The 20,463-nt window shown below is 63.9% G+C and carries 15 protein-coding genes; 10 read left to right on the top strand and 5 right to left on the bottom strand.

Annotated elements, in window-relative coordinates:
* Nucleotides 1-278: 278 nt before the first annotated feature.
* Together LI337_RS18685 and LI337_RS18690 are read right to left on the bottom strand one after the other, a co-directional pair.
* Nucleotides 279-1,274 carry a CPBP family intramembrane glutamic endopeptidase gene (locus tag LI337_RS18685; protein ID WP_227231446.1) on the bottom strand — a complete coding sequence of 332 codons (996 nt, stop codon included), beginning with the start codon at nt 1,272-1,274 and terminating at the stop codon, nt 279-281.
* Nucleotides 1,275-1,618: 344 nt separating this feature from the next.
* Nucleotides 1,619-2,299 carry a helix-turn-helix domain-containing protein gene (locus LI337_RS18690; protein WP_227231447.1) on the bottom strand — a complete coding sequence of 227 codons (681 nt, stop codon included), beginning with the start codon at nt 2,297-2,299 and terminating at the stop codon, nt 1,619-1,621.
* A 1,710-nt stretch (nt 2,300-4,009) separates the two neighbouring features.
* Here LI337_RS18690 and LI337_RS18695 point away from each other — a divergent pair.
* The 4 genes from LI337_RS18695 (at nt 4,010) to LI337_RS18710 (ending at nt 7,101) form a co-directional block, all read left to right on the top strand.
* Nucleotides 4,010-4,360 (top strand): ArsR family transcriptional regulator, encoded by a 351-nt coding sequence (locus LI337_RS18695; protein WP_227231448.1) that lies wholly within the window; start codon nt 4,010-4,012, stop codon nt 4,358-4,360.
* A 208-nt stretch (nt 4,361-4,568) separates the two neighbouring features.
* Nucleotides 4,569-4,742 carry a GIY-YIG domain-containing protein gene (locus tag LI337_RS18700; RefSeq protein ID WP_227231449.1) on the top strand — a complete coding sequence of 58 codons (174 nt, stop codon included), beginning with the start codon at nt 4,569-4,571 and terminating at the stop codon, nt 4,740-4,742.
* 141 nt (nt 4,743-4,883) lie between these two features.
* On the top strand, nt 4,884-6,185 hold the full coding sequence (locus tag LI337_RS18705; protein WP_227231450.1) for a TIGR00341 family protein: 1,302 nt from the start codon (nt 4,884-4,886) through the stop codon (nt 6,183-6,185).
* A 70-nt stretch (nt 6,186-6,255) separates the two neighbouring features.
* Nucleotides 6,256-7,101: a universal stress protein gene (locus LI337_RS18710; RefSeq protein ID WP_227231451.1), complete on the top strand. Its 846-nt coding sequence runs from the start codon at nt 6,256-6,258 to the stop codon at nt 7,099-7,101.
* Nucleotides 7,102-7,143: 42 nt separating this feature from the next.
* On the opposite strand, the gene LI337_RS18715 is transcribed toward LI337_RS18710, so the two are convergent.
* Nucleotides 7,144-9,123, bottom strand: coding sequence for an SLC13 family permease (locus tag LI337_RS18715; protein WP_345777778.1), 1,980 nt, complete (start codon nt 9,121-9,123; stop codon nt 7,144-7,146).
* 363 nt (nt 9,124-9,486) lie between these two features.
* Between LI337_RS18715 and LI337_RS18720 the strand changes: the two genes are divergently transcribed.
* A complete protein-coding gene (locus LI337_RS18720) occupies nt 9,487-11,655 on the top strand; it encodes a glycosyltransferase family 2 protein (protein WP_227231453.1) in 2,169 nt (722 codons plus the stop codon).
* A gap of 50 nt (nt 11,656-11,705) precedes the next feature.
* On the opposite strand, the gene LI337_RS18725 is transcribed toward LI337_RS18720, so the two are convergent.
* Nucleotides 11,706-13,070, bottom strand: a complete 1,365-nt coding sequence (locus LI337_RS18725) for an APC family permease (protein ID WP_227231454.1) — start codon at nt 13,068-13,070, stop codon at nt 11,706-11,708.
* Between the two features lie 4 nt (nt 13,071-13,074).
* Entirely contained in the window at nt 13,075-13,791 is a 717-nt protein-coding gene (locus tag LI337_RS18730) for a universal stress protein (protein ID WP_227231455.1), read from the bottom strand.
* A gap of 447 nt (nt 13,792-14,238) precedes the next feature.
* Between LI337_RS18730 and LI337_RS18735 the strand changes: the two genes are divergently transcribed.
* The 5 genes from LI337_RS18735 (at nt 14,239) to LI337_RS18755 (ending at nt 20,458) form a co-directional block, all read left to right on the top strand.
* Entirely contained in the window at nt 14,239-15,078 is an 840-nt protein-coding gene (locus LI337_RS18735) for an arylamine N-acetyltransferase family protein (protein ID WP_227231456.1), read from the top strand.
* Between the two features lie 34 nt (nt 15,079-15,112).
* A complete protein-coding gene (locus LI337_RS18740; RefSeq protein ID WP_227231457.1) occupies nt 15,113-15,313 on the top strand; it encodes a hypothetical protein in 201 nt (66 codons plus the stop codon).
* 185 nt (nt 15,314-15,498) lie between these two features.
* Nucleotides 15,499-16,644 carry a multicopper oxidase domain-containing protein gene (locus LI337_RS18745; RefSeq protein WP_227231458.1) on the top strand — a complete coding sequence of 382 codons (1,146 nt, stop codon included), beginning with the start codon at nt 15,499-15,501 and terminating at the stop codon, nt 16,642-16,644.
* A gap of 21 nt (nt 16,645-16,665) precedes the next feature.
* Nucleotides 16,666-17,685, top strand: coding sequence for a halocyanin domain-containing protein (locus LI337_RS18750; protein WP_227231459.1), 1,020 nt, complete (start codon nt 16,666-16,668; stop codon nt 17,683-17,685).
* 817 nt (nt 17,686-18,502) lie between these two features.
* Entirely contained in the window at nt 18,503-20,458 is a 1,956-nt protein-coding gene (locus LI337_RS18755; protein ID WP_227231460.1) for an archaea-specific SMC-related protein, read from the top strand.
* Nucleotides 20,459-20,463 lie beyond the last annotated feature (5 nt).

Below are 20,463 nucleotides of genomic sequence, written 5' to 3' on the forward strand. Positions count from 1 at the left end.
AGCCAGTGCCATCATCACGTGGCGCGAATTCTAGTCCACCGAGCAATACAGGTCGTGAATCGAATTGACTCATAAGGGTCTGATACGGGTCAAAGTTCCAAGATTGCGCTCGCCGTACCTATCCGTGTTTTATGTACGTCTCGAGCTGGCCCTATCCGAGCAGTAAAAACCTGAACCGGGTCTATCAGGACAAGGTGGCTAACGAGTCGGGCATAGAATGGAGTATTCGACGGTGTTTCCAATTAGCCTGGGGGGACCCCATCACGGCAGATTGGATTCTACTTCTCGGGAGCAAGGCTCCCGTCGTGGCTAACGTCGATATTAGATTCGGCGTGTACGTCATCAACGCGGCTGTCGCCACGTATCGCAGCGTTTTCTTCGTCACTTCGGCCTCGAAGGGTGGGAACGAGCAGGTCGGGGTGTATCCGGAGACGCCCCTCGACGACGTAGACGTACGCAATGACCCCGACGAGTCCGACAACGCCTGCAACCACACCCAAGAATCCGGCCTCGAAACCAAAGGCCCCGCCAGTCCAACTGGTCGGTCCCGTCACTTCGAGGGCGAGGATCCGGGCTGGGAGATTGATGCCACTCACGGGCTGGCCGAACAGGACCCCCATCGAGATGTTCCAGCTGGCGTGGAACCCGATCGCGAGCCCGAGTCGACCAGTTAACACGTAGCTCGCCGCGACGGTAATCGCAATAACTGCGATCACGCCCACAGCGACGAGTGAGGCGCCGGCGTTCGCCAGGTGAACGATACCGAACACGACGCTGGAGATGATGACGGCAGCGACGACAGCCGGGACCGTCCCATAGTTCGCAAACCCTTCGGCAACGTTCTTCAGAATGACCCCACGAGCCACGAGTTCTTCGTAGAAGCCGACGACTGCAAAGAGGAGCACTGCACCGAGCAGTCCCAGAATGAATCCTTCCGACCCGGCGACGATTGTATCGACCACGACAGCCCACCCGGCGGCTAGCGCGACACCGACAGCGACAGTTTGCGCGATGAGGGCTAGCCCGCCACCAACCACGAGATCACGCCCCCATGCCGTTCGCTCTCGGAACCCGTAGTCAGTGAGCGATCGCTGATCGATATAGCGAGCAACTACGAGGGCTCCAATGACGGCCCCGAAACCGAGTCCAAGTGTGGTAAGCACAAGGTAGCCGAACGAGAGTGGTTGCACGACTGACACTGATACGAGGTCAGCGACAATCGTTCCGACGACAGCGAATGTCGTGATCACGAAGAACCCGATGAGGAGTCGCACCAATGCGCGTGGCCGCCGCTCGATACTGTTCCAAACGAGGCTTCGAATATTCATACGTAATGAATGTTTGGCAGAGAAAGAATGGCTCCGTCTTATCCATCAGGCTCTATTTATAGTCTGATCCACTCGAACTCCGCGCAACGGTGGGTAGAAATGCCAACTCTTCGCTTTCACCAAGTCCTTGAGAAGTCACGACCGCGGGCCCTGCCGATCCTTTCGGTCGGATCGTGTTGGAGCCGAATCCAGCGTCCCGATGCCGTGTTCTTCGAAGTTATTGAGTTAAGGCCCTAGTCACTTCTCTCGGTTGGCCAGTCAGAATAGAAACGCTGAGTGCCACCGCTACCTCAATCTTCTGCGGAGTTATCCTGGCTCGTCGGCAGAGCCACGCGTAGCGCATCGCCGATGAGCGTGTTCTGCGCTCGGCGAAGCCGGTCGGAGAGGGACTGGGGGGTGATATCGAGTTCTTCAGCGACGGCCACCATCGACGTCTCCCTCGGAAGATCGAAGAAACCCATCTGCCACGCTGTTACCAGCGCCTCCTGTTGTTTCGGGGTGAGCCCGAACTGGCTGCCCGTCTGGGCGTAGGACATCTCGTGGAGACGGACCAGGTCGAACGAGAACCCCCGATCGCGGAGATGGGATGTGAACTTGCCGATTAGTGCATGACCATCGAATCGAATCCGGAGAACCCACCCGTCCGCCGTACCCATAGCTTTCAGAATCGATGTCCCCTCATTCGTGTACTCTTGGACGAGGGCTTCGACCCGATCTCCCCATACCGCACGATACATCGTCCCCATCTCGGCGTCGAGAATCTGCTGGAGAGCATCGATCGACTCGTCCGAACTGGCGGCGGCCTCGAAGGCAGTGTTCGACACTCCCGAGACGATGAAGTACGGGGTCAAGGACTCCATTTCCGAAGCGACAACCCGGTCGATCTGGATGGCAGTCTCCGGCTCGGCCTCGAATGTCTCGGAGAGTGCGAGGGCTTGCGGAGGGACGCGGAACTCTCCAAAGATGCCCATCAAGTCACAGTTTTAACGTGAACTGAATAATTGTTTGGGAGCGGGTCCATAGTGGCGATTCGATTCGCTGATTGAACGGGTACAGAGGTCACGACGCCGTCTCGGGATTCAAAACCGGAAAGTAGCACAACTACCCGCAGTACTCAGCGAACACGATTCAAGAAGCTGAAACTGAATATCTCACACGGTCTCGAGGGCGTCGTAGATGTCCCGGTTCGCGTCTCGGTCACCCGCCACGACCCGTCGGACGAGCTCTCGACGGATGTCTTCCATCACGTCATCGAGCGGGGAGTCAGAGTCAGCTCGGTCCTCGGTTGCCGTACATGGATCGTCACTACGAATGCGGTTAATCCCTCGGATCCGCCGAGCCACCAGTTTGTAGCTCTATTAATATCTGGTGAACGACCCTTCTCGCATACGGAACAATGCGTTCCGTCTACGACCGTTCGTCTTCGTCTGTCTCCGCCTCATCACCCGACGGCGGCCGCTGTGAGAGCCGATCGAACCGACGCTGTGCGGCCTCCGCTCGTTCTTCGGTCAGTTCAGGATCGTAGACCCACTCAGTACACGCACCCTCCTCGACGGTTACGTGGAGAATCGCATCCGGCTCTCGGGCCTCCTCCGAATGGTGGGGCTCGGATCACGAAACCATACGCGAAGACGACTCCCCACAGAACGACTCGATCGATGCTCTGGAGGTGTCTGAGAGGTTCTCACGCGAATCGCTCCGAAAACAACCTCGAGAAGAATAGCTCTGGGCCGTCGGTCGCAGTGGACAGGGTATGCACGTGTTCTCGGATTTTCCATCACCGTCAGCGAGGGCGATCACGCTGTCTACGGAGACGGGGGCACGTTTGAAGGGTTCTCCGAGCGGTGAGCATCGCCTGGATCATCCGAAAGGGTGGGTGTACTCGGGGCTGACGGCGACGAGTGCCCGAGGTGAGCCGGTGCGTTTGGCTTCCCCTGGTGGAGAGTGAGTGATAGCGTATCATCCGAATTCTGGTATCTGGAGGCGTCTCGATGCGGATCGAGAGATCGACTGTTCGACGAAGGGACGCGATGTATACTGATGACTTCTGACAGATCGAGTAGCACGAAATCTCGAGCATCGGTTTCCGTCTATCGATTGCATCTGATGCTCACACCGGTCTGAAGACTGGAATCCCGGCGCGTACGGTATTATTGACAACTGCTAGTGCCCCCACGAGGCGCCTGCTCGTGGCCGAAGTAGATTCTTCTCTCCCTGCGCCCCGGATTCTCTCTTTCTTCTTTGCTCGAGCAGCAGATTCCCTCGTCACACACACCGCTTCTTTCGGACTCCTCGGACGATGATGGACTGCCGCTGATCGTTCAATACGGTCTCTCGAGGAGCCTACAACGCGGATGACTGGGATTTCGATGATGGGGCTCTGTTGAAACCCTCAAGTGCTGATAGGACCGGGGTGCGAGATACAGAGGGTGTATTCAGCACGTCGAATCCGTTTATTTCAGGCACGAATTTCAGAACTATCTGTTAGGAAGTTGGTGCAAGTCGGTCACGAATGAGGGGTACGTACGAGCCGATCGATACAGTCCGCGGATCGTTCGGATTCAGAGGGAGTACGGTGACACGGGTTTCCGAATCCGTGAATCGGTGTCACCCAGTTCCTCCTCAAACCAATTTGGATGAAAACTGTCGGAGTACTTGGGTGTACGCAACATTCGTTCAGTATGGGCGATACGCAGAAACAGGGTATGGGCGATACGCAGAATCGTCCGTTCAACGAGATGCTCGACGCGATCGGCCACATTCAGCGTCGCAAACTGCTTCTCGCGTTACTGACCCACAACCCACAGGACGACGAACCGGTCGCCATTGTCGAGAACGAATCGGCAGACGAGGAGTTCACACGGCTCGTGGGAATGCAACACGTTCATCTCCCGAAACTGGAGGATTACGGGTTCATCAGCTGGAATCGTGACGCCAACGAAGTCTCGAAAGGCCCGAACTTCGAGGAGATCCGCCCGCTGCTCGAACTGCTCCGCGGCCACGAGGACGACCTCCCCGACGGCTGGCTGTAGCACCCCACCTCGACCGAGACGCCACAGACTACCGGCTGAATCACGGCTCTGGGTGTGAAACCAACCAGCAACTGGTGCTGAATACAGCTTCTGTATCTATCGCTCTGAGCCACCACCAGATGACGACCGGTCAGTGACCGATACGCGCCCTGTATTCAGCACGGTTCTTGGAATCTATCACCGATTGAGGATTTCAACAGAGCCGATGATGGGACTCTCCGACTTGGACGGCACACCTGTCCGCAAGATGCACTCCATCAGGTGGTGCTGTATCCGGGGTCGCGAGACAGGGCTGTGGAACGTGAACCACGTCGATGAGACGTACGACCCGGCGTTTCTCGATCGGCTCCAGGCGGCTGCCCACGATGCGACGACGGTCTGAGAAGGCGAGTGAGTGGAGTTCATTCGGTAGTATCCAAGGGGGGAGTACCGCGAACACATCCTGATACCGAGAAACGATACACGAGTCACCGTCAGAGCCACCGTGGTATCATTTATCTCCCGTGGCGAAGTTGTGGGCCTCATGGCTCGGCTGGTCTTCCTGACCGTTCCGATCGGCAAACGGGACGCCGTCGTCGACGTCCTCGACGACGAAGAGATCGAGTACACGCTGACCGAAGAGTCGAGTGGCCGGGACTACTCCTGTGCTGTGCACTTTCCCCTGCCGACTGGTGCTGTCGAGCCAGTGTTGGACCGACTTCGAGACGCCGGAGTGAACGAGCAGGCCGTCACGGTGACAGTCGAGACGGAGTCGATCACCTCTCGTGAGTACGACCGACTCGAAGCGCGGTTCGCCGAGGACGCCGAGAGTCCCGAGCAGATCGCCAGAGACGAACTCCAGAGTGCTGCTGCGGACCTGGTTCCGGCGTCCATCCCCGTCTACGCCGGGATGACCATCGTGAGTGCGATCATCGCGACGGCGGGCTTACTACTGGACTCGGCTGCCGTCGTTGTCGGGTCGATGGTGATCGCACCGCTCATCGGGCCCGCGATGGCGACGAGCGTCGGGACGGTCTTCCGTGATCGCGATCTCTTCCGTGACGGTGTCAAACTGCAACTCATCGGCGCCGCCCTCACGATCGGCGGGGCAGCCGTCTTTGCGGTTCTCATCAGGGCCGGGAACCTCGTCCCCCCGGGATTGGACCTCCTGTCGATCGCACAGATTCGCGAGCGGTTCCGTCCGGACATCCTGTCACTCGTCGTCGCTCTCGGTTCCGGTGCTGCGGGCGTGATCAGTCTCGCGTCGGGCCTCTCTTCGGCACTGGTCGGCGTCATGATCGCCGTCGCACTCGTCCCGCCTGCAGCGACGGTCGGGATCGGTCTCGCCTGGGGCAACACCGCACTCGCCGTGGGCTCCGGCGTGTTACTCCTCGTCAACGTCCTGTCGATCAATCTCGCCGCGCTGGTCGTGCTCTGGTACATGGGCTATCGGCCCGAGAAGTGGTTCCACATCGAGCAGACCCGGAAGATGTTCCTCAAGCGTGTCGGTGTCCTGCTGGTGAGCATCCTGCTCCTCTCTGCGTTCCTCGGGAGCGTGACGTTCTCTTCGTATCAGACGTCCACCGTCGAACAGTCGATCCAGGACGACGTTCGGGAGATTCTCGACGCGCCGGCCTACTCGGAGTTCGTCCTCCTCGAGATCCAGTTCGAGTACGCCGACAATCTGCTCGCGCAGACTCCCTCCCGGGTCACCATCTTGATCGGGGCGCCGCGAGGGGAGGCACCACCGGCGTTGGGTGACGAGATCGACACCCGTGTCGATCGAATCGCCGGGCGAAACGTCGCCGTGCAGGTTCGGTATCTGCTCGTCCAGGAACCCGGATAACTGCGCTGAGAGTCCAGATTTATCTCGCCAGCGATCGACGGTCAAGGAGAGAGTCGTCATGTATCGACGTATGCTACTACCGACCGACGGGAGTGAGGTCTCGGCGACCGCTGCTGAAACAGCCGTGACGCTCGCCGCACAGTTCGACGCGGACCTCCACGTCGTTCACGTCCTCGAGGCCGACCGACCCGCGAGCGACACGGACGGGTCCACCAACCCCGCCCGGAGCGGCGAGCGGGCAGTGCAGGCGGCCGTCGACCTGGCTACCGCTGCCGGTGTCGAGACGACAGAGCGGATCATCGACCGGAGGGAGCCGATCCACGACGAGATCCTCTCGTATGCCGACAGACACGGTATCGACTGTATCGTGATGGGAACTCGGGGACGGAGTGGACTCGACATTCGCCGAGCAGTCCTCGGGAGCGTCACTGAACTGACCCTCCGTGAGTCTCCCGTCCCAGTCGTGACGGTCCACGAAGAGACCGTCGTCGACTCGGACATCAGTTCGATACTCGTTCCGACCGACGGGAGCGAGTGTGCACACACTGCTGTCGACCATGCCGGTGATTTGGCGCGAGCGGTCGACGCGACGTTACACATCGTCTACGTCGTCGAGGAGGGACAGGTGCTAGACGGCGACAGGGCTCGCAGACTGCGTGAGACCCTCGAAGAGATCGGCGAGACGGCACTGGAGGCCGCCCTCGGGCGAGTCCAGTCTTCGACCTACCTGTCGACCGCAACCGCGATACTGACCGGCCCTCCGTCTTTCGAGATCGTCAGATACGCAGCGGACCACGACGTCGACTGTATCGTCATGGGCACACACGGCCGGAAGGGAGTACGCCGGATCCTGCTCGGGAGCGTCACCGAACGTGTGGTTCGCCGTGCCGACGTCCCTGTGATATCCGTGAAGTGACCCCGGACGCCGAGAGCCGGTCCGTGCCGAAGCCGACTGCTGTCACAGTCCCCAGAAGAACGCGATCCCGGCAGTCGTCACGAGCGTCAGAATCAGCTGTAAGGGGGCGCCGACACGGGCGAAGTCGGTGAACTTGTATCCGCCCGGCCCGTAAACCATGAGGTTCGTCTGGTAGCCGACGGGCGTCAGTAGCGGGGTACTGGCAGCGAAGGTCACGGCCAGCGCGAACGCGAAGGGATTGGCCCCGAGTTGGCCGGCGACCTCGACCCCGATCGGGAGCAGCAAGACGACGCTGGCCGAGTTACTGATCATCTCCGTGATGATCGCGGTCCCCAAGTAGAACAGCCCCAGGACCGCGATCACGGGGAAGAGAACGCTGACGGACACGACGAGGTCGGCGATGAGGTCCGCTGTCCCGGAGGCCTCGACCGCGATGCCGAGCGGGATGACGCCTGCGACCATGAAGATCACTTCCCAGTCGATAGCCTCGTAGGCGTCTTCGGGCGTGAGGATGCCCGTGAAGAACATCGCCGCGACGCCGGTCAGCGCACTCACCATGAGCGTGAGGACGTCCAGTGCGGCGAGTCCGAGCGCACCGGCGAGGATGCCCAGCGCGACGGGGATCTTCGATCGGTCGAAGTCCTCCCACCGGTCCTCGCCGGCGATGGCGACGTTCACGTCTCTCGCGATGCGATCGAGTACCTGATCGGGGGCCTGGACGAGGATGACGTCGCCGGCCTGCAGGCGGACCTCCCGGAGACGCTGCCGGATCACCTCGTCGCCACGCCGGATCGCCAGCACCGTGACGTCGTAGTCGTTCTCGAAGTCTGTGAGGGCGCTGCGCCGGGTCGACCAGGCACCGGGCAGCAGGACGACCTCGGTCAGTTCGATCTCCTCGTCTGGGGTCTCCTCGGTCGTCTCTTCTGTCGTCTCGTCTGGAGCTTCCTCCTCGCCTTCGTCGGGGGTCTCCTCTGTCGTTTCACTGGCCGTCTCGCCGTCTGTGAGCGCACCGTCGTCCCCGGTCTCCGCGGCAGCGACCGCCCCCGCGCCGTGACGCGCTGGCGAGAACCCCGGCGGGAGGGCCGCGTCGTCGTCTGCGGCCGCCTCGATGACCTCCGGTAACAACTGGAGGTCCTCCTGTTCGAGAATCTCCTGGAGGGTCTCCTGGTCGGCCCTGACAGAGAGGACGTCGCCGGCCTCGATCCGTTCCGATGCGAGTCCGCGGGCGAGCGTCCGCGTGCCACGGACGATCTGAAACACGTCCAAGTCGAGGTCCTCCTCGCTCAGTTCCCTGACCCGCGACCCGACGAGCGAGGAGTCTTCCATGACGACGACGTCAGTGAGATAGTCGTTCATCCCGAACGCGTCGGTGGGCGAGTCTGCGGGTTCGATCCGTGCGGGCGTGAGGTACCGGCCGACGGTGAGCAGGTACACGATCCCCACGAGCAGGACGATCGCACCCAGTTGTGTGAACTCGAGCAGGGCGAACGGCTCCGCGTCGGGCCCGCCGACCTGGACCCACACCTCGCTCGCCAGGAGGTTCGTGATCGTCCCGACGACGGTGAGCATCCCGCCGAGCATCGAGGCGAACGAGAGCGGGATCAGCAGCTTCGAGGGCGACGTCTTCGTCTGGCGGGCGAGGTTCATGATCGCCGGGATCAACACGGCGACGACCGAGACGTTGCTGACGACCCCACCCGGCGGCCCGGAGAGCGTGACCGTGGCCAGCAACTGTCGGAACTCGTTGTCGCCGGCGAACGCGATCAGTTTCCGCGTGAGAATCTGAATGACGCCGGTTCGTCGGACACCTTCGCTCAGGACGAACATCGCTAGGACGGTGAGCGTGGCGGGGTTAGAGAAACCAGAGACCCCCTGTGCCGGTGACACGCCGGTCCACTCGCCGAGGAGGACGAGCGTGACCACGAGACCGACCGCAGTGGCGTCGATCGGAACCGGCTGGGTGACGAAGAGGACGAAGACGACCGCGATGATCGCCAACACGACGATCACGTCGAGTGACACAGGTAGTTGTACTGGCGGGAGCTGAAGCGGCCACCCGACCCCTGGAGCGAAGACTGAGAACGGACTCATCGATTCTTAGTCGCCCGACATTGTTCAGATGATTACATAGAATTTTGGGCTGTGCAGAGCCGGTCGACTGCCCGTTCGAGAGTAGAAGAGCCAGCGCACCGCCGAGGGACCCCCGTCGACGGGACGACCGGTGTGGAGACACGGTTCGAGGGCGAATCGGCGACGGGCCGGCGTCGACGGTTATCCGGTGTGCTTATTGAGTACAAGTTACCACTAACTGGTAATGTCACTCGTTAGCATACGAGCACGGTCTGCGACAGCGATCGATCGGCCCTCCGGGAGCCGTGACCCGCGATGAGTAGCCGGGTCGAGTCCTGGCCGGAACACAGCTTCTTCCCGGAGCGTCTCTACACGGCCGCCTGGGCACTCTCGCTGGTCGTCACGCTCGTCGGGACCGTCGGCGTCGGCCTCGGTCCGGAGACCCGACCGACCGGGTACGCACTCCTCGCGACGGGTGGCGGTGCCCTCGCGCTCTTCTCGCTGTCGGCGGAGATCCGCCGGACGGTCGGCCGAGAGGCGAGCAGCGGACTTCGCCTCGCTATCGTCGGCGTCGGTGGGCTCGCGTTCGTCAGTGGCGTCGCGTTCGCCGCGGGCGTGTTACCCGGGACCGCCGCCGCGCCGCTCACGGTCCGGTTGCTGATACTCGCGACCGCGTTCCAGGCGCTCCTCGTCAGCGTCGACATCCGCCCGGCCAGGCCCACGCTCCGTGCCCGCGTGGCGGTGTTGCTCATGAGCCACGGGGCGATCTTCGCCGGCTCGGTGCTCACGTTCCCGGGCGGGCCGACCGTCCCGCGAGCGGGACTGCTGCTGTACGCCGGTGGGTTCGGCGTCCTCCTGCTCAACGCGTTCTGGGCACGGACGCTCTCCTCGGGGACGGTCCCGCCCGAACCCGAGACGGATCGCCGCCGCTGGGAGGGGGTGCTCCTCGGTGCGATCGTCGTCGGGGTCCTCGGCGCGACCGCGATGGTCCTCACCACACAGACCGGGACGCTGGGGCTCCGCACGCCTCTCACCCAGTTGTTCGCGACGGTGACCGGTGCGGCGGCGGCCGTCGCACTCGCGACGCTCGGCGTGCCACAGTCCGCCCCGCTCGCACTCGGGTGGCTCGACAGCCCCGCCGTGACCGTGAGCCAGCACGTCTCGACGCTGTTCGTCGTCGTAAACGGCTTCGTACTCGGCATCTTCGTCGCGGCTCCGGGACTCCTCGGGCCGGTGTTCCGCGTCTTCCTCGCCGCCCTCCTCGTCGGCGTGGTGTTGAACTACGCGATGCTCCTGTACGCACGGCGTCGTGATCCGGATGCCGACCCCACAGACCCCACGACCGCACTCGCAGACGCAGGGGTCACGGTGGTCGTCACGGGCGCGAACGAGGTCGACGCCCTCTCCGCGTCGCTCCGCGAGAACGTGGCCGCACTCGATCCGTTGCCGTTCCTCCTCGTTCCGGCGGCCAGATCGTCGGACGGCACACAGGAGGTCATGCAGGCAGTCCGTGAGGACCACCCCGACCGGATCAGGGTCGTGGAGGGCACCGGCGGGTCGAAGGCCGGCGACCTGAACCAGGTGTGGGAGCACGTCGAGACACCGTACGTCCTGCTGCTCGACGCCGACGAGACGGTCGGCGCGTCGTTCGTCACCCGCGCCCTCCGCGTGCTGTCGGCCCGCCCGGACGTCGGCATCGTCCAGGGCCGGAAGTACGCCACCTACCCGGACGCCTCGCGACTGTCCCGATTCGTCAGCGCGGAGCGCCAGCACAGTACGTGGCTCGACCACCCCTTCGACGCCGACGTTCTCGCGGCGGCCCACTTCGCCGGGTCGGCCGCGGTCCTCCAGCGCGAGGTGCTTCCGGACGTGGACGGCTTCGCGTCCGACCTCCTCACCGAAGACATCGACCTGACGATCCGGCTGTACCTCCAGACCGACTGGGACGTGGTGTACGTCCCCGAGATGGGTGCCCGCGAACTGCTCCCGGGGTCGTGGACGTCGCTACTGCGACAGCGGGAACGCTGGGCCCGTGGCTGGGCACAGGTCGCCGGTCGCCACCTCGGCGACGTCGTCCGATCGTGGCGGGCACTCGGGCTCCGCCGCACCGCCGGACTGTCGTGGCTCCTGCTCCTCGCGGTGAGCGCACCGCTGTACGTCATCTTTCCCGCGCTCGTGGTCCCGACCGTCGCACTCGACGCCTCGCTCCAACTCTCCCTGCCGGTGGCTGCGGCGTTCGCCGTCTTCCTCCTCCCCGAGCGTGCCATCTCCTTCGCGTACGCGGTCTTCCGCGACCCGGACATCCCGGCGTCGACGTCGCTCCGGCGCATCGTCGAGACGGTCGCGGCGGCCTACCTGTGGATCGCGTTCGGGTGGCTAGTCCAACTGCACTCGCTGTACCTCCAGTTCGCCGGTGCCCCGCAGACGTGGACGGTGACCCGGAAGTCGCGGCCGCCGGTAGCGTCGCCGCCAGATGACGACTGAGTCGACCGCCGCCCTCCCGACGACACGAGGCGGAGACGATGCAGACGGCCTCAGTCGGACGACACCGGTTCCTCCTCGCGTCGTCGCGCCAAGATGACCCCGAGTGCGCCCTCGCGGTCGGTCCGACTGCGACCGTACAGCAGGTACCAGCCGACGCCGCCGACGATGATCCCGGCCGCGCCGAGAATCGGGAGCGTGCCCATCTGCGTGAGCAGGGCGAACCCACCGATCACGCCGGCGATCTGGAGATACGGGTAGGCCGGTGCCCGGAACGAGGGATCGTAGGAGTCGACCCCGCTCCTGCGGAAGACGATCAAGGCGACGTTGACGATGGCGAACACGAGAATCTGGAACGCGCTCGCCAGTTTCGCCAGTTCGACGACCGGGACGAACGCGATCAGCGCGGCGAGGAGGCCACCGGTCAGCAGGATGGCGTTCCGAGGCGTCTTGAACCGTCTGCTGACTCGTGCGAGGCGCTGGGGTGCCAACGAGTCACGGCTCATCGCCAGTGGAAACCGCGAGGACGCGAGCACGCCGGCGTTCGCCATGCTCGTCAGTGCCAACACCGCGACCAGCGAGACGGCGACGACGCCGAACCCTGCGAACAGTTGGCCCGCGCCGTCGGCCATCGGCGTCAGCGAGGGGCCGCCGTTCGGTCCGGTCGTGGACAGCGGTTCGGGGTCGTTGAGGCCGACGACCGCCGCGACGACCAGCGCGTACAGCACCAGCATGATCCCCATCGAGACGAGGATCCCGAGCGGCAGGTTGCGGTCGGGGTTCTGCACCTCCTCGGCGACGCTGGCGATCTTGGTCACCCCGGCGTACGAGACGAAGACGAACGCCGCCGCGGTGACGATGCCGTCCGGTCCCTCGCTGGCGAACGGCTGAAAGCGCGCAGACTCGACGGCGAAGCCCGCATTGAGGACGTACGCCGCCAGCGCGACGACGACCGCAGTGACGATGACCGCCTGTGCCTTCCCGCTCTGTTTCGTCCCGACGATGTTGAGCACGACGATGAGTACGGCGAGTCCGAGTGCGACGACCTTCACCAGTCCGCCCGACAGCGGCACGAGCAACAGGAGGTACGCGCCGAGCCCGACCAGCGCGAAGGAACTCTTGAAGACGAGCGAGAACCACGCACCGATTCCGGCGACGGTGCCGAACAGCGGCCCCATCGCGCGGTCGATGTAGAGGTACGTGCCGCCGGATTCCGGCATCGCGGTCGCCATCTCGGCTTTCGACAGCGCCGCCGGCAGGACCACGAGGCCGGCGAGGACGTACGCGACGATCACCGCCGGCCCGGCCTTCGTGAGACCCAGTGCGGGGAGAACGAAGATGCCGCTCCCGATCATCGCGCCCATGCTGATCGTGATCGTCGCGTACAGGCCCAGGTCGCGTTCCAGATCCTCGCTCATACGATCACGACTCCTCGACGTTCCGGACGACGAACGCCGGGTCGTCGGAGTCGGCAGTCACCTGCGCGGGGACACTCCCGAAGATGCGATCCACCAGCGAGGGCTCCGTCTCGCCCAGCACGATGAGGTCGTACGCGTCACCGAGGTCGACGATACTCCGACCAACGTCGCCGCCTTCGGCCAGTTGCTGGTCGACACGCTCGGGGGCGATGCCGGCGTCCGCGAGGTACTCGGCCGCGTCGGCGAGAATTTGCTCGCCCGGCAGGCGGTCGGAGTCGTCGCCGGCGTGAAACAGGGTGACGGTCGCGTCGGTCGCGGTCAGCAGTTCCACGACGAACGAGAGGATGCGGTCGAAGTTCGTCTCGCCTCTGAGCGGGACGAAGACGGTCTCGACGGCGGTCGCCTCGCCCGGCGTCAGAATCACGTCGCAGTCCTCCTCGATGGCGACGCGGTCGATCGTCTTCTCGCGGGCCTTGCCGAACACGAGCCGTGTCGTCACGGGGATACCGGCGTCCGCGAAGGGGCGGGCCAACGCGTCGACTTCCGCGCTGGCCTCGGCCTCGAACTGGTCGCGTGCCACCGACGGCGGCGTCTGTTCGGGCAGGCCGTAGTGGCCGAGGACGACGGCCTCTATCTCGGTCAACGTCTCGATCAACACCGACGGAAGCGGGTCGGCGTCTGGCAACTCGAACGGGACGAGCACTCTGTGGGTCGTGGTCATTGCTGATCGGCTCCTGAACCGTGGTCGGCTTCGCGTCGGACGGCTGACCGAACCGACTGCTGTGACAGCGCGATGCCACCGACGGCGGGCGCTGAAGACACCCACAGGTTGGGACTGCCTCACATGAACATTGGGGTGGGACGGGAGACCCCGTCTCCCCGCACTCGCCGAGATGCTCGAGCGGGCTCTGTGATGACTCGCGTCGTCGTCACGCTCGCTCCCGTCGTGGTCACCCTCGCTCCAGTCGTCGTCACGCTCGCTCCAGTCGTCGTCACGCTCGCTCCCGTCGCTCCTCTTCGGTGACGGCACCGACCGGGTGGCGGCCGGGTCGGTCCGGGACTGGTCGGCCGACGCCCACCGACCGACGAGGAGTGGGTCGCACCCGCTGTCGACGCTCGGCGACGCATCGACAGCAGATGTATCCCGTGTCGGGACCACTGTCACGGCATGACACCCTCCACGCCTCCGGACGACTCGCGCGTGGGAGACGCGAGTGCCTACCTCTCCCGGATCGCGGTCTCGCCCGCCGAGGTCGGCGACGCTGATCTCGACACGCTCGCGCGTCTCCAGCGTGCACACGTCACGTCGGTCCCCTTCGAGACGTTCTCGATCAACGGCGATCCGGTCTCGGGGCGGGCCGGCGGTGGCGTCTCGTTGTCGCCCACACGACTCTACGAGAAGGTCGTTGAGCAGGAACGCGGCGGGTTCTGTTTCGAGTTGAACGGCGCGTTCGGCTGGCTGTTGGACGCCCTCGGCTTCGAGGTGACGCGGCTGGCCGCCCGGATGGTCGGTGCCATCGAACTGCCGGCGAACCACCACCCACTGCTCGTCACGCTCGACAGGCCGTACCTCGTCGACGTCGGGATGGGACAGCCGATGCTCCGCGCGCCACTCCCGCTCACGCCGACAGAGTCGCCGCCGACCGACGAGGCCGGCGTCCAGTGGCGCGTCGTCGGGAGCGACCGGCCGGACGCCGAGTACCTCCTCCAGTACCGCACGGACGAGTCGTGGCAGGACCGGTACGTCTTCGACACGACGCCGCGATCGCTGTCGTACTTCGCCGCGACCTGTGAGTACCTCCAGTCGGCCCCGGAGTCCGGCTTCGTCGGCACCCCCTCGGTGACGATGGCGACCCCGGACGGGTCGGTGAAGCTCACGCCGGAGACGTTCTCCGAGACGCGCGGCGGCGAGACCGAGGAACGAGCGGTCACGGCGGAGGCGTATCACGACCTGCTCGCCGAGACGTTCGGGATCGTGTTCCCGGCCGACGAGACGGTCGACCTGTGAGCCGTCGCCAGATCGACCGGCCGGGAGACGTGGGGTGTACTCGTCGCTCGATTACGACATCGAGGTCCGCCCGAACGACTCCGAGGACGCCGTCCTGAGTCGCCCCGGCATCGACTTCGACGGCGCGACCGCCCACACAGTCCTCGCAACCGGGGCGCTGGCCGACGAGAGTCTGGACGCGATGATCGTGTCCGACTACGTCTGGGCCGACGACCGGATGCCCGCCGCGAGGTAAGCGGCGAGCGTCCGACCGATCGACGTATCGACGCCGACATTCGCGCTCACAGCGCGCCGTTCTGGGAGGCTGCAACGCCGATTTTCTGGCTGTATAAATAAAGGGCCGAACACCTACGGGCCGTTCTCAGCGGGATAGAATCGTCCCGACCCCCTACTTGACGGGGATTCTTACGACGGAGTGTGATGAGTGATCCCATCGGAGCACCTGGGACGGGCGTGTCGCGCCGTGAATTTCTCGCAGCCACCGGCACTGCCGGCGCTGGCGTCCTCGCTGGCTGTCAGGCACCGACGGATCAGGGGAGCGTGCAAGAGCAGTCCACCACCTCGGCCGCACGCCAGCAGAACCTCCCGACGACCAGTCCCCCGGAGGTCGTCAACGTCGACGAACAGGGCGGGTCGGTCACGCTGAAGACCCAACCGGCGTTCCACGAGGTACACCCGCTGGAGACGATGGGTGGCCCGGTCGAACTCCCGCGCGTGTGGGCCTTCCAGGCCGACGACCGGGATCCGAGCGTCCCCGGGCCGATCATCCGGACCACCGAGGGCGAGGACATGGAGGTCACGCTGGACAACACCGAGGGGATGCGCGCACACACCGTCCACTTCCACGGCGTCCAGAAGGCGTGGAAAGACGACGGCGTCCCCACGACGACCGGGATCACGGTCGACCCTGGCGAGAAGCACACCTACTCCATCCCCGCGAACGTACCGGGGACGCACGTCTACCACTGTCACTTCCAGACGCACCGCCACATCGACATGGGGATGTACGGCATCTTCCGCGTCGATCCGAAGGGGTACGAACCGGCCGACAAGGAGTACTTCATGACGATGAAGGACTGGGACTCCCGGCTCAACCGCATGATGGCCGGCGAGGACGCCTCCTACAGTCCCCGGACCCGGAAGCCGGACGTGTTCACCATCAACGGGAAGTCCGCGCCTCGGACGCTCCACCCCGAGAAAGGGTCGCCGCTGATCGTCGAGCAGGGCGACACGGTGCGGGTCCACTGGGTCAACGGCGGCTACATGAACCACCCACTGCACATCCACAACCACCGCTTCCAGCGTGTCGAGAAGGACGGCGGCGTGATCCCCGAGTCCGCCCGGTACGACATGGACATCTGTGACCTCGCGCCCGCAGAACGCCACACGATCGAGTTCACCGCCGATTCACAACCTGGCATCTACCTGATGCACTGTCACAAGGTGAACCACGTGATGAACGGGAGCTTCTACCCCGGCGGGATGCTCTCGGGCATCGTCTACAAGCAGGTGATGGACACCGACATCTTCGCACAGTTGATGGAGTACGCGGGGTACGAGGTCTGACGACGCACACGAGCCACAACTATGTCATCACCACACACCGACCCGACACTCACGCGGCGGACGCTACTGCGCGGTGCCACCGGTGCGACGGCCGCGAGTCTCGCCGCGACCGCCGCGACGCCAGTCGCCGGACAGGAGGACAGTGAACCGAACTACGGCGGCTGGTTCGACACCGTGTCGAACTACGACGGCACCGTCGACAAGCGCGGCCAGTCCGAGGTCACGATCACGGTCGGCGCGGAGGGGAACAACGGGAACTACGCCTTCGGGCCGGCCGCAGTCAGGGTCGACCCCGGTACCACGGTCGTCTGGGAGTGGTCCGGGAAGGGCAACGCGCACAACGTCGTCGCCGAGGACGGCTCCTTCGAGAGCGAACTGAGCACCGAGGCCGGCCACACCTACGAGCAGACGTTCGAGGAGACGGGCCTCGTCAAGTACGCCTGCCTCCCGCACAAGGCGATGGGGATGAAGGGCGCAGTCGTCGTCGGTGACCCCGGCCAGATCGGTGGGAGCGGCGGCGGTCAGTCCGAGCAGTCGACCGGACCGGAGTACGGCGGCTGGTTCGAGAACGTCGGCAACTTCGACGGGACGGCCGACAGGACCGGCGAGTCGGAGATCACGATCACGGTCGGCGCGGAGGGGAACAACGGCACCTACGCGTTCGACCCGCCGGCGGTCCGCGTCGATCCGGGGACGACGGTCGTCTGGGAGTGGTCCGGGAAGGGCAACGCGCACAACGTCGTCGCCGAGGACGGCTCCTTCGAGAGCGAGTTGACCACCGACGCGGGCCACACCTTCGAGCAGACGTTCGAGGCGACGGGTGTCTACAAGTACGCCTGCGTCCCTCACGAGATGATGGGGATGAAGGGCGTAGTCGTGGTCGGTGGACGCGGCTCCGGGGGCGGCGCCGGCGAGTCGTCCGGCTACGACTTCGAGGACCTGTTCGCGCTCGGCAGTGGCCTCGGACTCGTCGGTGCGCTGTTCGCCACGTTCGCGCTCGGCTCTCGAAACAGTGTCGGCGGTCCCGAGGACCACTCGTAGCCCGATCCGACCGGGTCGTTCACGTCGACGACCCCCCAGCCCCGACGATGCAACGACGGTTCGTCACTCGGCCCGTTCACCTCGTTACTCGGCCCGTTCGCCGGGAGTCGCACGCTCGGGCGGGCAGAAATTCTATCGTTTCGTCGAGTACGCGAACGGACGGGTGGTGTCGAGCAGATTCCTCCGATCGTCTGTGGAGAGACCAGTTTCTCGACGGGAGCGGTTCACCTGCCGGGTGCAGACACGGTAGTTCGGCACGAACGGAACGCGAAGACGGATCCCCTCGGCAGTCGAGCATAAACGTACCAGCTATCAAAGTAGTATGTATTTCTTGGATTACTCTCGGGCAGAGCGACTCGCTGAACTGACCGTCCAGAATTGATCTGGATCGCCAAACCTATTTTGTTCGCAGACAGAGGCCTTCTCTGTCGTCTACGCCGACCGACCGTCGTCTCGATGTCACGCCGTTCGAGTAATTTCGATAGAATAGAAGCAAACCAGATTTCGACTCGTAACTCGTACTATATTGACCGAGATACGCATTGTATCGTCTGGAAATAGTGGCATAGCCGTCACTCTATCGAGAAATTGTGTTCGACTATTGGGCCGTCTCCGGAAAACTAATTTTTTTGGTATATATTGAGTAGTATCAGATATCAGTTATATAAGACAGTCTCATATCGGGCGAGTGCGCTCGGGAGGGAGACGACATCGTCGGAGGGTGTCCTCGGCCGGGAATAACAAATGTACCCTTGTTATTCTACTGTGACGTGCCGCACTGGGAAGATTTATTAAATACTCGGGGCAGGATCCACGTATGTCGACGCCAGACCACGTGAACGACTCCGTAGAGTTCGCCGTCGAGAACATCGGGGGCATCGACGAGACCGAACTCACACTGCAACCGGGGGTCACGGTTCTCTCGGGCGAGAACGCGACGAACAGGACGTCGTTCCTCCAGTCGGTCATGGCCGCGATGGGAAGCCAGAACGCGACGCTGAAAGGCGACGCCGAGGAGGGATCCGTTCGGTTGCACACGGACGGTGAGACGTACGAGCGAACCCTCTCCCGTACCGGTGGGGACGTCCGGTTCTCCGGTGAGAGCTATCTGGAAGACCCCGACGTGGCTGATCTCTTCGCGTTCTTGCTCGAGTACAACGAGGCCAGGCGGTCGGTGGCCCGGGGCGACGACCTCCGTGACGTCATCATGCGGCCCGTCGACACAGACGCCATCGAGGCGGAGATCAACCGCCTCGAAGCCGAGAAGGCGGAGATCACCGACGAACTGGAACGGATCGAGTCCCGGAAGCGGGACCTCCCGGACCTCGAGCGACGACGGAACTCGCTCCGCGAGAAGATCGAAGCCGAGCGAGCGGCCCTCGCCGAGAAGGAAGCCGAGATCGACGAGAGTGGTCACGACGTTCGAGAGAGTCGTCGTGAACAGGAGAAACTCGAGTCGCACCTCGACGACTTACGGGAGACGCGCTCGGATCTCGAGTCGCTTCGACGTCAGATCGACGCCCGCGAGAAGAGTCTACGCTCGTTGAAACAGGAACGAAGCGACCTCACGGAGGAACTCGAAGACCTTCCCGAGACGGAGCCGGGAGCAGTAGAGCACCTCGAAGACGAGATCGCGCGCCTGCGAACCCGCAGACAGACTCTGAACAACGACATCTCCGACCTGCAGCGCCTCGTGCAGTACAACGAGGAACGGTTGGAGTCCGGCGACTACAACGTGTTGGACGAGACGGACGCGGAGGGGCCCGATGCCGACGGATCGGTCACCGACCAGTTGCTCGACGACGAGCAGTCCGTCGTCTGCTGGACCTGTGGCTCGACGGTCGAGCGCGACCAGATCACCGATACCGTCGACCGACTCACGTCGCTCCGCGAAGAGAAACTGGCCGAACTCTCGGAGGTGAAAACAGACCTTGAGTCACTCAAGAGCGACAAGCGGGAGGCGGAGGACCGACGGCGACGGCGACGAGAGATCGAGAACAGACTCGACGAGGTGGCCGAGGAACTCGACCAGCGGACGGAGCAACTCGAGCATCTCAGAGAGCGTCGTGCGGAGCGCACCCAGGACGTCGAGCGCCTCGAATCTGCCGTCGAGGAACTCGAGTCGGACGACTTCGAGGAGATTCTCGACCTCCACCGCGAGGCCAACCAACTCGAGTTCGAGGTCGACCGACTCGAGTCGACCCTCGACGACGTGACCGACGAGATCAGCGAGATAGAGGCCTCGATCGAACGCGCCGAGGAACTCCGGGCAGACCGGGAGGCGGTTGTCGAGACGCTCGAGGACAAGCGGACCAAGGTCGCCCAGATAGAGAACGAGGCCGTCGAGGCCTTCAACGAGCACATGGCGGCCGTTCTGGACATCCTTGGCTACGACAACCTCGATCGCGTGTGGATCGAGCGCGTCGAGCAGCAGGTTCGTGAGGGCCGTCGGACGGTCGAGAAGGCGGGCTTCGAACTCCACATCGTCCGATCCACGGAGAACGGCGCAGCCTACCGGGACACCGTCGATCACCTCTCGGAGAGCGAACGGGAGGTGGTCGGCCTCGTCTTCGCGCTGGCGGGCTATCTCGTCCACGACCTCCACGAGACGGTCCCGTTCATGCTCCTCGACTCCCTGGAGGCCATCGACTCCGACCGCATCGCGGCACTGGTCGACTACTTCGCCGACACCACAGAGTTCCTCGTCATCGCGCTGCTGGACGAAGACGCACAGGCGCTCGACGAGGAGTACGACCACGTGACGGCCATCTGAGCCCG

Origin of the sequence: Salinirubrum litoreum, assembly GCF_020567425.1 — an archaeon.
Taxonomy (GTDB): Archaea; Halobacteriota; Halobacteria; order Halobacteriales; family Haloferacaceae; genus Salinirubrum; species Salinirubrum litoreum.

Bases quoted from the DNA above. Each gene is read 5' to 3' on its own strand.
- LI337_RS18690 (WP_227231447.1), bottom strand. From the start codon at position 2,299: ATGGGCATCTTTGGAGAGTTCCGCGTCCCTCCGCAAGCCCTCGCACTC.
- LI337_RS18695 (WP_227231448.1), top strand. From the start codon at position 4,010: ATGGGCGATACGCAGAAACAGGGTATGGGCGATACGCAGAATCGTCCG.
- LI337_RS18700 (WP_227231449.1), top strand. From the start codon at position 4,569: ATGGGACTCTCCGACTTGGACGGCACACCTGTCCGCAAGATGCACTCC.
- LI337_RS18705 (WP_227231450.1), top strand. From the start codon at position 4,884: ATGGCTCGGCTGGTCTTCCTGACCGTTCCGATCGGCAAACGGGACGCC.
- LI337_RS18710 (WP_227231451.1), top strand. From the start codon at position 6,256: ATGCTACTACCGACCGACGGGAGTGAGGTCTCGGCGACCGCTGCTGAA.
- LI337_RS18720 (WP_227231453.1), top strand. From the start codon at position 9,487: ATGAGTAGCCGGGTCGAGTCCTGGCCGGAACACAGCTTCTTCCCGGAG.
- LI337_RS18725 (WP_227231454.1), bottom strand. From the start codon at position 13,070: ATGAGCGAGGATCTGGAACGCGACCTGGGCCTGTACGCGACGATCACG.
- LI337_RS18730 (WP_227231455.1), bottom strand. From the start codon at position 13,791: ATGACCACGACCCACAGAGTGCTCGTCCCGTTCGAGTTGCCAGACGCC.
- LI337_RS18735 (WP_227231456.1), top strand. From the start codon at position 14,239: ATGACACCCTCCACGCCTCCGGACGACTCGCGCGTGGGAGACGCGAGT.
- LI337_RS18745 (WP_227231458.1), top strand. From the start codon at position 15,499: ATGAGTGATCCCATCGGAGCACCTGGGACGGGCGTGTCGCGCCGTGAA.
- LI337_RS18750 (WP_227231459.1), top strand. From the start codon at position 16,666: ATGTCATCACCACACACCGACCCGACACTCACGCGGCGGACGCTACTG.
- LI337_RS18755 (WP_227231460.1), top strand. From the start codon at position 18,503: ATGTCGACGCCAGACCACGTGAACGACTCCGTAGAGTTCGCCGTCGAG.